Annotated in this window: 9 protein-coding genes; 7 read left to right on the top strand and 2 right to left on the bottom strand. The window is 72.3% G+C overall.

All coding sequences use genetic code 11. From position 1 onward, the window contains the following. Nucleotides 1–212 precede the first annotated feature (212 nt). From ROTAS13_RS12370 to ROTAS13_RS12350, 5 genes are all read left to right on the top strand, one after another. Entirely contained in the window at nt 213–1,436 is a 1,224-nt protein-coding gene (locus tag ROTAS13_RS12370) for an LL-diaminopimelate aminotransferase (protein WP_019462599.1), read from the top strand. Continuing rightward, nucleotides 1,433–2,725 carry a homoserine dehydrogenase gene (locus ROTAS13_RS12365; protein WP_019462600.1) on the top strand — a complete coding sequence of 431 codons (1,293 nt, stop codon included), beginning with the start codon at nt 1,433–1,435 and terminating at the stop codon, nt 2,723–2,725. Before ROTAS13_RS12370 ends, ROTAS13_RS12365 begins: the two co-directional genes overlap by 4 nt. Nucleotides 2,726–2,740: 15 nt before the next feature. Beyond that, nucleotides 2,741–3,730, top strand: coding sequence for a class II fructose-bisphosphatase (gene glpX, locus ROTAS13_RS12360; protein ID WP_019462601.1), 990 nt, complete (start codon nt 2,741–2,743; stop codon nt 3,728–3,730). A gap of 4 nt (nt 3,731–3,734) precedes the next feature. Further along, nucleotides 3,735–5,540 carry a single-stranded-DNA-specific exonuclease RecJ gene (gene recJ, locus ROTAS13_RS12355; protein ID WP_083755504.1) on the top strand — a complete coding sequence of 602 codons (1,806 nt, stop codon included), beginning with the start codon at nt 3,735–3,737 and terminating at the stop codon, nt 5,538–5,540. Nucleotides 5,541–5,754: 214 nt separating this feature from the next. After that, nucleotides 5,755–6,765, top strand: coding sequence for an NAD(P)-dependent alcohol dehydrogenase (locus ROTAS13_RS12350; protein WP_075822494.1), 1,011 nt, complete (start codon nt 5,755–5,757; stop codon nt 6,763–6,765). Between the two features lie 48 nt (nt 6,766–6,813). On the opposite strand, the gene wrbA is transcribed toward ROTAS13_RS12350, so the two are convergent. Continuing rightward, entirely contained in the window at nt 6,814–7,413 is a 600-nt protein-coding gene (gene wrbA, locus ROTAS13_RS12345) for an NAD(P)H:quinone oxidoreductase (RefSeq protein WP_019462604.1), read from the bottom strand. A 157-nt stretch (nt 7,414–7,570) separates the two neighbouring features. Here wrbA and ROTAS13_RS12340 point away from each other — a divergent pair, with 157 nt between their 5' ends. Continuing rightward, nucleotides 7,571–8,560 carry an NAD(P)-dependent oxidoreductase gene (locus tag ROTAS13_RS12340; RefSeq protein ID WP_075822493.1) on the top strand — a complete coding sequence of 330 codons (990 nt, stop codon included), beginning with the start codon at nt 7,571–7,573 and terminating at the stop codon, nt 8,558–8,560. Between the two features lie 462 nt (nt 8,561–9,022). Here ROTAS13_RS12340 and ROTAS13_RS12335 read toward each other — a convergent pair whose 3' ends face one another. Then, nucleotides 9,023–10,219 (bottom strand): phosphoglycerate kinase, encoded by a 1,197-nt coding sequence (locus ROTAS13_RS12335; protein WP_058390124.1) that lies wholly within the window; start codon nt 10,217–10,219, stop codon nt 9,023–9,025. Nucleotides 10,220–10,545: 326 nt separating this feature from the next. Between ROTAS13_RS12335 and ROTAS13_RS12330 the strand changes: the two genes are divergently transcribed. After that, nucleotides 10,546–11,187 (top strand): DUF6525 family protein (locus ROTAS13_RS12330; protein WP_216348641.1); only part of this gene is annotated, 642 nt, incomplete at its 3' end.

The raw sequence follows: 11,187 nt of genomic DNA, 5'->3' as shown, positions 1-11,187 counted from the left end.
GCGCCGAAGCCGGGAACTCCCTGAGCCGGGAACCCCCTGAGCCGGGAACCCCCTGAACGGACCGGCGCCGTGCGGAGTGGCCTCCCCCCGGTCTCTCCTGCCGGGCACGGGGCGGCTCTCCGGCAGGGTCGTTGCCCGATGGCCTCGCGCTGCGGCGCGAGGAGGGCTACCCTGGAAGCTTCGACGAACCGAGGGCCCGAAGGGCTACACCCATGAGTGACGATTTCCACCGCATCCGCCGCCTTCCCCCCTATGTCTTTGCCGAGGTGAACGGCGCCAAGGCCAAGGCGCGTGCCGCCGCGGAGGACATCGTGGACCTCGGCATGGGCAACCCCGACAGCCCCACGCCGCCGCATATCGTGGCCAAGCTGGTGGAGGCGGTGCAGGACCCGCGCACCCACCGCTATTCCGCCTCCAAGGGCATCCCCGGGCTGCGCAAGGCGCTGGCGAACTACTACGCCCGCCGCTTCAACGTGCAGCTCGACCCGGAAACCGAGGTCGTGGCCACGCTGGGCTCGAAGGAAGGGCTGGCGAACCTCGCCCAGGCCATCACCTCGCCCGGCGACACGATCCTGGTGCCGAACCCGTCCTATCCGATCCACCAGTTCGGCTTCATCATCGCCGGCGCCTCGGTGCGCAGCATCCCGCACACGCCGGACGAGGAGATGCTGCGCGCCATCGACCGCGCGGTGCGCCATTCCGTGCCCGCGCCCACCGCGCTGATCGTGAACTTCCCCTCCAACCCGACGGCGCTGCTGGCCGATCTCGACTTCTACCGGGAGGTCGTGGCCATGGCGCGGAAGCACGGCTTCTACGTGCTCTCCGACCTCGCCTATGCCGAGCTGTACTTCGGCGACAAGGTCCCCCCCTCCATCCTGGAGGTCCCGGGCGCCAGGGACGTGGCCGTGGAGTTCACCTCCATGAGCAAGACCTACAACATGCCCGGCTGGCGCATGGGCTTCGCCGCCGGCAACCGCAAGCTGATCGCCGCGCTGACGCGGGTGAAGTCCTATCTCGACTACGGCGCCTTCACGCCGATCCAGGTCGCCGCCACCGCCGCGCTGAACGGGCCGCAGGACTGCGTGGCCGAGATGCGCACCCTGTACCGCGACCGGCGCGACCTGCTGGTCAAGGGGCTGCGGCAGGCGGGCTGGGACGTGCCGCTGCCGGAGGGCTCGATGTTCGTCTGGGCGCCGATCCCGGAGCGCTTCGCCCATCTCGGCTCGGTGGAGTTCTCCAAGCTGCTGCTGGCCCGGGCCAAGGTCGCCGTCGCCCCCGGCATCGGCTTCGGCGAATACGGCGACGGCCATGTCCGCATCGCCACGGTGGAGAACGCGCAGCGCATCCGCCAGGCGCTGCGCGGCATCCGCTCCTTTCTGGCCGCCGATAACGGCGGCCCCTCGACCGACACTTCCGCGGAGCTCGTGCGCGCTTGACCCGTCCCCTTTCCGTCGCCCTGGCCGGTCTCGGCACCGTCGGCGCGGGCACCCTGCAGATCCTGCGCGCGAATGCCGAGCTGATCGCCGCCCGCGCCGGCCGCCCCATCGCCGTGACCGCCGTGGCGGCGCGCGACCGCTCGCGCGACCGCGGCATCCCGCTGGACGGGCTGCGCTGGTACGACGACCCTGTCGCCCTCGCCCATGATCCGGCGGTGGACGTGGTGGTCGAGGCGATCGGCGGTTCCGAGGGCGCCGCCCGCGCCACGGTCGAGGCGGCGCTCGCCGCCGGCAAGCCGGTGGTGACGGCGAACAAGGCGCTGCTCGCCGTGCACGGCGCCGCGCTGGCCCGCTCGGCGGAGATGCGGGGCGTGCCGCTGGCCTTCGAGGCGGCGGTGGCCGGCGGCATCCCGGTCATCAAGGCGCTGCGCGAGGGGCTGGCGGCCAACCGCTTCCAGCGCGTCACCGGCATCCTGAACGGCACCTGCAACTACATCCTGACGCAGATGCGCGAGCGCGGGCGGGAATTCGCCGAGGCGCTCGCCGACGCCCAGCGGCTGGGCTATGCCGAGGCCGACCCCTCCTTCGACATCGACGGCGTGGACGCGGCGCACAAGCTCGCCATCCTGGCCGCGCTCGCCTTCGGCCGCCCGGTGGACTTCTCCGCCGTGCATGTCGAGGGCATCCGCAACGTCACCGCGCTCGACATCAAGCTGGCCGAGGAACTCGGCTACCGCATCAAGCTGCTGGGCCTGGCGCGCTGCACCGAGCGGGGCGTGGAGACGCGGGTGCATCCCTGCATGATCCCCGCCGCCTTCCCGCTGGCCCGCGTGGACGGCGTCTTCAACGCCGTGGTGGCGGAGGGCGACTTCGTCGGCCGCGTGGTGCTGGAAGGCCGCGGCGCGGGCGCCGGGCCGACCGCCTCGGCCGTGGTGGCGGACCTGATCGACATCGCGCGCAACCGGCACACGCCCGTCTGGGGCGCCGGCCTGGACGACCTCGCGCCGCTGCCCTCCCTGCCGATGGAGGAGCGCACCGGCGCCTACTACCTGCGGCTGATGGTGGTGGACCGGCCCGGCGTCATCGCCGACGTGACCGGCGCGCTGCGCGATTCCGGCATCAGCCTGGAATCCATGCTGCAGCGCGGCCGCGCCCCGGGCGAGGCGGTGCCCGTGGTGCTGACCACGCATGATTCGTCGGAGCGCGCGATGCGCAAGGCCATCGCGCGGATCGAGGCTTTGGAGACGGTGCTGGAATCCCCGGCGCTGATCCGGATCGAGAGTTTCTGAGGAGAGCGGGAAGCGATGAGCGAAAGCGGCATGTCCCTGAAGGCGGACCGCAACCTGGTCATGGAGCTGGTCCGGGTGACCGAGGCGGCGGCGCTCGCCTGCTCCTCCTGGATCGGGCGAGGCGACAAGAACGCCGCCGACGGCGCGGCGGTGGACGCCATGCGCCGCGCCTTCGATGCGGTCGCCATCGCCGGCACCGTGGTCATCGGCGAGGGCGAGATGGACGAGGCGCCGATGCTCTACATCGGCGAGAAGGTGGGCCTCGGCGGGCCGGAGATGGACATCGCCGTGGACCCGCTGGAAGGCACCAACATCTGCGCCACCGGCGGGCCGAACTCCATCGCCACGCTGGCGGTGGCGGAAAAGGGCGGCTTCCTGCACGCGCCCGACATCTACATGGACAAGCTCGCCATCGGCCCCGGCCTGCCGGAAGGGGTGGTGGACCTCGACGCCTCGCCCGAGGAGAACCTGCGCGAGCTGGCCAAGGCCAAGAAGGTCTCGATCAACGACCTGATGGTCTGCACCCTGGGCCGCGACCGCCACAAGCCGCTGATCGAGGCCTGCCGCCGCGCCGGGGCGCGCATCACCCTGCTGCCGGATGGCGACGTGGCCGGCGTGGTGGCCTGCGCGCAGGAGGATTCGGGCATCGACATCTACATGGGCTCGGGCGGCGCGCCGGAGGGCGTGCTGGCCGCCGCCGCGCTGCGCTGCACCGGCGGCCAGATGCAGGGCCGCCTGCTCTACGAGGACGACGCGCAGATCGCCCGCGCCAAGGAGATGGGCATCACCGACCCGAACCGGAAGTTCCTGGTGGAGGACATGGCCAGGGGCGACGTGATGTTCGCCGCGACCGGCGTGACCTCCGGTGCCTTCCTGCGCGGCGTGCGCCGTACCAAGACCGGCGCGGTGACGCATTCCATCATCATGCGCTCCAAGACCGGCACGGTCCGCTACATCGAGGGCCACCACAACTCCCAGCGCAAGCCCGGCAGCTTCTTTGCCTGAGGGAATGGGGCCTGAGGGGCTGGCCGCATCGGTGGCGGCGGAGCCTGTGCTGGGGGTGGCGCAGAGCGTCACCGGCCGGCGCTGGCTCTGGCGCGGCGGCGACGAGCGCCTGGGCCTCGCCATCGCGCAGCGGCTGGAACTCCCCGAGATCGTCGGCCGCCTGCTCGCCGGGCGCGGCGTGACCGCGGACACCGCGACGGATTTCCTCGATCCGACGCTGCGCGCGCTGCTGCCCGACCCGTCCTGCCTGAAGGACATGGATACGGCGGCGGCGCGGCTCGCCGATGCCGCGCGCCGGGGCGAGCATGTGGCCGTCTATGGCGACTACGACGTGGACGGCGCCTGCGCCGGCGCGCTGACCGTGCGCGTGCTGCGGGATCTGGGCTGCGAGGTCACGCATTACGTCCCCGACCGCATCCGGGAAGGCTACGGCCCCAACGGGCCGGCCATCGCCGGGCTCTGCGACCGGGGCGCGACGCTGGTCGTCTGCGTCGATTGCGGCATCGCGGCGCATGAGGCGCTGGAGGCGGCGCGCGGCCGGGCGGATGTGGTGGTCCTCGATCACCACAAGTCCGAGGGCCCGGTGCCCGATGTCGCGGCGGTGGTGAACCCGAACCGCCTCGACTGCCCCTCCGGCCTGCGGCATCTCTGCGCCGCCGCCGTCTGCTTCCTGGCCGCGGTGGCGCTGCTGCGCACGCTGCGCCGCACCGGCTTCTTCGCCCACCGGGCGGAGCCGCGCCTGCTGGCGCTGCTGGACCTCGTGGCACTGGCCACGGTCTGCGACGTGATGCCGCTGGTGGGGCTGAATCGCGCCCTGGTGGCGCAGGGCCTCAAGGTCATGGCCCGGCGCGAACATGCCGGGATCGCCGCGCTGCTGGAGATGGCGGCGGTGAAGGAGGCCCCCACCGCCCATACACTGGGCTTCGTGCTCGGGCCGCGCATCAACGCCTCCGGCCGGATCGGCGAGCCCGACCTCGCGCTGCGCCTGCTGCTGCTGGACGACCCGGTCGAGGCACGCGCCATCGCCGCCCGGCTCGACGAGGTGAACCGCCGGCGGCAGGAGGTGGAGGCCGACGTGCTGACCGGCGCCTTCGCCGAGGCGGAGCGGCAGGCCGAGGCCGGCAGCCCCGTGCTGATGATCTGCGGCGAGGGCTGGCATCCCGGCGTGGTCGGCATCGTGGCCGGGCGGGTGAAGGAACGCTTCAACCGCCCGACCCTCGTGGCCTCGCTGGCCGAGGGGCTGGCGCGCGGCTCGGGCCGCTCGGTGCCGGGGGTGGACCTCGGCGCGGCGGTGATCGCGGCACGGCAGTCCGGCCTGATGCTGACCGGCGGCGGCCACGCCATGGCGGCCGGCTTCTCCTTCGAGGCGGGGCGGATCGAGGAGGTGCGCGCCTTCCTCCACGAGCGTCTGGGCCATGCCAACGCGCTGCCCGCCGCGGCGGACCTGTCGGTGGAGGGCACGATCAGCGTCCAGGCGGCAACGGCGGGTTTCGCGGCGGAGGGCGGGCGGCTGGCGCCCTTCGGCCCCGGCAACGAGGAGCCGGTCTTCGCCATCCGCCGCGCCCGCATCGTCCGCGCCGACCGCGTGGGGCGGGAGGGCGGCACCGTCCGCGCCTTCCTGGAAGGCGAGGGGGGAGGGCGCCTGAAGGCCGTCTGCTTCCGCGCCAAGGAAGGCCCGCTGGCGCACCTCCTGCTCAATTCCGGCGGCCTGCCGCTGCATCTCTGCGGCACGCTGCGGGCGGAAAGCTGGAACGGCACGGTCTCCGCCTCGCTGCACGTCCAGGACGCCGCCCCGGCCCTGGAAGGCTGACCCAGGCAGCGGCGCCTCCCGGCCGCGCCGCGCTTCGTGGCCGGCCACCGGGGGAAAAGGTGAAGCCTTGTCCCCCGGAACGGCGCAACGACTCGGCCCGCTGACGCGCGGGCAAGGCGGTGCCGGGTTGAAACCCTGGCGTCCGGCCCCCATTCCGGAGCGGGGTCCCGGCAATCGGGCCGGCGGGCCCCGCATGGAACGGGGAGTCGCGACGATGCGCGCCTATCATCTGCCCAAGGCCGGGGCGATCGAGGACCTCACCCTCACCGCCCTGGAAACGCCACGCCCGGCCCGCCGGCAGGTGCTGGTGCGGATGCGGGCGGCCTCGCTGAACTACCGCGACCTCCTGGTGGCCACCGGCCGCTACGGCAAGACGGAGGTCCGGCCGGGGCTGGTGCCGTTGTCCGACGGGGCGGGCGAGGTCGCGGCGGTGGGGCCGGACGTGACCCGGGTGAAGGAAGGCGACCGGGTGGCCGGCATCTTCATGCAGGGCTGGATCGCCGGGCCGCCCGACGAATCCTACCGCGCCACCGCCCTGGGTGGCTCCATCGACGGGGTGCTGGCCGAGTACGTGCTCTTCGAGGAAGAGGGGCTGGTCCACCTGCCGGAACACCTGTCCTTCGAGGAAGGCGCCTGCCTGCCCTGCGCCGGGGTGACGGCCTGGAACGCCCTGACCGCGCTGCGCCCGGTCGGGCCGGAACAGACGGTGCTGCTGCTGGGCACGGGCGGCGTCTCGATCTTCGCGCTGCAATTCGCCCATGCCGCGGGGGCGCGGGTGATCGTGACCTCCTCCTCCGACGAGAAGCTGGCGCGGGCGAAGGAACTGGGCGCCGCCGAGGGCGTGAACTACCGCACCCACCCGGACTGGGAGAAGGAGGTCTGGGCGCTCACCGGCAAGCGGGGCGTGGACCATGTGGTGGAGGTCGGCGGGGCAGGGACCCTGCCGAAATCCATCGCCGCGACCCGCGTGGGCGGGGCCGTCCACCTCATCGGCGTGCTGACCGGGGGGCAGATCGACCCGCTGCCGGTCATGCAGAAGGCCATCGACCTGCGTGGCGTCTTCGTCGGCTCGCGCGAGATGTTCGAGGCGATGAACCGCGCCGTCGCCTTCCACCGGATCCAGCCGGTGATCGACCGGGTCTTCCCCTTCGAGGAAGCCCAGGCCGCCTATCGCCACCTGGAAAGCCAGGCGCATCTCGGCAAGGTGGTGATCCGCTTCGCCTGAGGCGGCAGCCGGCCGGGGGCAGGCAAGGCCCGCCCCCGGTCCCCTGCTTCAGCCCGCGAGCTTCGCGGCGATCTTCGCCACATGCGCGCCCTGGAAGCGGGCGAGCTCCAGCTCGTTCGTGGAAGGCTGCCGCTGTCCCTGCCCGCCGGCGATGGTGGAGGCGCCGTAAGGCGTGCCGCCGCTCACCTCGTCCAGCGTCACCAGCCCCTGCGCCGAATAGGGCAGGCCGACCAGCACCATCCCGTGGTGGAACAGCATCGTGTGCAGGCCCATCAGCGTCGTCTCCTGCCCGCCATGCTGGCTGGCGGTGGAGGTGAAGGCGGAGCCGACCTTGCCGATCAGCGCGCCCTTCGCCCAGAGGCCGCCGGTCTGGTCCCAGAACTGCGCCATCTGCGAGGTCAGCCGGCCATAGCGGGTCGGGCTGCCGACGATGATGGCATCGTACTCGGCCAGTTCCTGCGGGCTGGCCACGGGCGCCGCCTGATCCGCCTTGCCGCCGGCCGCGGCGAAGGCCGCCGGGTCCATGATCTCGGCCACGCGCTTGACCGTCACCTCGGCCCCGGCGCCGCGCGCGCCCTCGGCCACCGCCTGCGCCATGGTCTCGATATGGCCGTACATCGAGTAGTAGAGGACCAGAACCTTGGTCATGCCGTGTCTCCTCGGGGAAAACCCGGTCGCAGACTTGGACCGGGCGAGGGGGCCACGCCATCCGGGGCGTTATCATATCTCGTAATGGCGGCGATGGGCCCCGCGGATCGGCCGCCGGCCGGTGGCGCGTCGCGGCGCTTCCTGGCATTCGGGGGCGATGCGCCTCCACATCCAGAATCCCCCCGCCTCCGACCTCCGCATCACCCCGGCCCAGTGGGCGGCGGCGATCGCGCGCCACCCGGACATGGCCGGCATCGCCATGACCATGGCGGAAGACCCCCGGGGCCTGGAGGAAGGGCTGCGCGAGGCCGAGGTGCTGGTGACCTGGACGGGACTGCCCGGCGATCCCCTCCGCGCGGGGCCGTTGCGGCAACGCGCGCCGCGCCTGCGCATCCTGTCCTTCACCTCGGCCGGGGTGGACCGGCTGGCGCCCTTCGACTGGCTGCCGGAGGGCGTGGCGATGCTCAACAACCGCGGCACCCATGGGGACAAGGCGGGCGAGTTCGCCATCATGGCCCTGCTGATGCTGCGCAACCACATCCCCTTCTTCGCGGAATGCCAGCGGGAGGGACGCTGGGCGCCGCGCCTCGCCCCCAGCCTGGCCGGCGCCACGCTGGGCGTGCTGGGCCTGGGCGCGCTGGGCGGCGCCACGGCCCGCCGGGCGCGGCAGTTCGGCATGCGGGTCCTGGGCATCCGCCACGGCAGCGATCCCCATCCGGACTGCGACGAGACCTTCCCGCAGGAGGCGCTCGATTCAGTGCTGCCGCGCTGCGACATGCTGGTCCTGGCCTGCCCGCTCACCCCACGGACGCGCGGCATCCTGTCGCGGGAGCGCCTGTCGCGGCTGCCGCGCGGGGCAGGGGTGGTCAACATCGCGCGCGGCCCGGTCTGGGACCAGGATGCCGTCTGCGACCTGCTGGAAAGCGGCCACCTTTCCGCCTGCCTGACCGATGTAGCGGTGCCGGAGCCGCTGCCGCCGGAAAGCCGGCTCTGGCGCACGCCGGGCCTGTTCGTGACGCCCCACATGTCGGCGGACGACCCGCTGGTCTACAACGACCGCACGCTGGACATTCTGTTCGAGAACCTGCGGGCTGAACGCAAGGGGAACCCCCTGCCGAACCGCGTCGATCCCGGGCGCGGCTACTGAGGGAACGCGGCTGACGGCAAGGGCGGCCGCGGAGCCGAGGCCGGCATGGGCGGCGCGCACCGGACAGTTTGCCCTGCCCGGCACGCACCGCACCAGCCGGAGCGGGGAAAGGAAAGTCCCCCCGGACCGGGCCTCGATCCATGCCGGACCGCAACCCTGCCCTCTCCCACGCCCAGTATTGGCATCCGGGCGTGGCTCAGGTGGCGCGGCAGCGCCCCCTCGGCAAACCGGATGCACGAAACATTCAGGCCATGGCCGACCCTCCATGACGAGGGCCGGGGGCCAGATGCGAATGCTTCGCAGGATAGCGGATGAAGAGCGTCTCGCAAGAGACCGTAACACGCAGCGGGATTCCCGCAATAACCGAACATGGGCCGGAAGGCGGGAGACCGGAAACAAAGCGAAAGAGGCCGGGGCGGTCATCCCGCCCCGGCCCCACCGGTTCCCCCGCTCCGCGACGGCTCAGGCCGCTTCCAGCGCCTTCACGCCGGGCAGGGTCTTGCCCTCCAGCCATTCCAGGAAGGCGCCGCCGGCGGTGGAGACATAGGTCATGCGGTCGATCACCCCCGCATGGCGCAGCGCCGAGACCGTGTCCCCGCCACCGCCGATCGACTTCAGCCCGGCCGAGGCGCCCAGCGCCGCCACGGTCTGCGCCACGGCCACGGTGGCCGTGTCGAAGGGCGGCGTCTCGAAGGCACCCAGCGGCCCGTTCCACACCAGGGTGGAGGCGGAGCGCAGCTTGTCCTCGATCAGCTCCACCGTCTTCGGGCCGACATCCAGCGCCATCATGTCATCCGGCACCGCATCCACCGGCACCGTCCGCGTGGCCACATTCGCCTCGAAGCGCGGCGCCACCACGAGATCCACCGGCAGCACGATCTCGCAGCCCGTCTTCGCCGCCTCCTCCATGATCTGCCGGGCGGTGTCGTGCATCTCCGCCTCCTGCAGCGACTTGCCCATGGAATGACCCTGCGCCGCCAGGAAGGTGTTCGCCATGGCGCCGCCGATCACCAGCACATCCACCTTCTTCGACAGGTTGCCGAGCAGGTCGAGCTTGGTGGAGACCTTGGAGCCGCCGACGATCGCCACCACCGGCCGCGACGGGTTGCCCAGCGCCGCGTCCAGCGCCTCCAGCTCGCCCTGCATCAGCCGCCCGGCATAGGAGGGCAGCAGCTTCGCCACGCCCTCGGTCGAGGCATGGGCGCGGTGCGCGGCGGAAAACGCATCGTTCACATACACATCCGCGATCTTCGCCAGCCCCTGCGCCAGCGCCGGATCGTTCTTCTCCTCGCCGGCATGGAAGCGTGTGTTCTCCAGCAGCAGCACGTCGCCATCCGACAGCTTCGCCACCGCCTCCTCGGCCTCGGGGCCCACGCAGTCACCCGCGAAAGCCACCGGCCTGCCCAGCGCCTTGCTCAGCGCGTCGGCCATCGGCTTCAACGACATCTCCGGCACGACCTTGCCCTTGGGCCGGTCGAAATGGGAGCACAGGATCACCTTCGCCCCCTTGTCGGCCAGCTCCTTCACCGTCGGCACGAGACGGTCGATCCGGGTCATGTCGGAGATCTTGCCGTCCCGCACCGGCAGGTTCAGGTCGGCCCGGAGCAGGACACGCTTGCCCTTGGGGTCGAGCGTGTCGAGGGTGCGGAAAGCTGGCATGGGAAGGTCCTGATCCTGGGGAAAGGTCTGACTTACACAGCAGCCGCCTCTCTAGCATCGGCACGGAAGCCGATCCAGTTGCCCACCCGGCACCGCCATCCCGCGCCGCCCCCGTCGCACGGCGCCGGAGGGCGCGCTCCGGAGACTGCCCCCGCACGCACCGCCATGGTCGTGGAGGCCCGGCGGCTTCACCTACCGGAGCGACGGCCCCCATGGACGGATGGAGCCTCGCGGCACCCCGCCCCAACGGCACTGCATGGGTGCCGAGCCCCCGGCGATGAAAGCCGCGATTCCCCGCCGCGCCCGCCTCCGGTAGAAGCCCGCGCATGGACAACAGCACGGCCATGAAGCCCCGCAGCCGGCTCAAGGGCGATCCCTACCAGGCCTATGAGCAACTTCCGGCCGAGGTGCGCCGTGCCCTGCAGGAATCGCTGGTCGACTGGTGCCCCCTGCGCGCCCGCGAATGGCACCTGGACCTGCTGCGCCGCGACCGCCTCCGTCCCGCGCAGGCCGCCGCCGCCCTGGTCCAGGCCATCCGCACCCACGACCAGGCCGAGGTCGCCGCCTTCGCGAAGACCTGGCCCAAGGGTGCCGAGGCCTACCCGCACCTCGCTGCGGGCGCGAGCCTGCAGCGCTACGCCGGCTCCGAAGGCATCCCCGCCGCCCCGACCCGCACGAGGTCCGAAAGCCGTGCCGAAACCAGAGCCGCCGCACGACCCAGCGCCACCCCGATCCCCCCGAATCCGGGGTCCCGGGCCGAAGCCAGGGCCGATGCGAAGGCCAGCGCAGCGAAAGCCGGGGCAGGGGTGAAGGGCGAACCCGCCACCGGAGTCGTCGCCGCGGCGCGTACCGGCTCCGCCGCCAGGACCGGCGCGAAGTCCGGTCCCGTCAAACCCGGCGCACCCAAACCCAGCCGCCTCAAAGCCCGGACCAACCGATCCCGCCCCGCCAAGCCCCGATCCAAGATC

Origin of the sequence: Roseomonas sp. TAS13 (genome assembly GCF_001950415.1) — a bacterium.
Taxonomy (GTDB): domain Bacteria; phylum Pseudomonadota; class Alphaproteobacteria; order Acetobacterales; family Acetobacteraceae; genus Roseomonas; species Roseomonas mucosa.
This window is presented reverse-complemented; position numbering and strand designations above follow the sequence as displayed.

Bases quoted from the DNA above. Each gene is read 5' to 3' on its own strand.
- ROTAS13_RS12340 (WP_075822493.1), top strand. From the start codon at position 7,571: ATGCGCCTCCACATCCAGAATCCCCCCGCCTCCGACCTCCGCATCACC.
- glpX (WP_019462601.1), top strand. From the start codon at position 2,741: ATGAGCGAAAGCGGCATGTCCCTGAAGGCGGACCGCAACCTGGTCATG.
- ROTAS13_RS12370 (WP_019462599.1), top strand. From the start codon at position 213: ATGAGTGACGATTTCCACCGCATCCGCCGCCTTCCCCCCTATGTCTTT.
- wrbA (WP_019462604.1), bottom strand. From the start codon at position 7,413: ATGACCAAGGTTCTGGTCCTCTACTACTCGATGTACGGCCATATCGAG.
- recJ (WP_083755504.1), top strand. From the start codon at position 3,735: ATGGGGCCTGAGGGGCTGGCCGCATCGGTGGCGGCGGAGCCTGTGCTG.
- ROTAS13_RS12335 (WP_058390124.1), bottom strand. From the start codon at position 10,219: ATGCCAGCTTTCCGCACCCTCGACACGCTCGACCCCAAGGGCAAGCGT.
- ROTAS13_RS12350 (WP_075822494.1), top strand. From the start codon at position 5,755: ATGCGCGCCTATCATCTGCCCAAGGCCGGGGCGATCGAGGACCTCACC.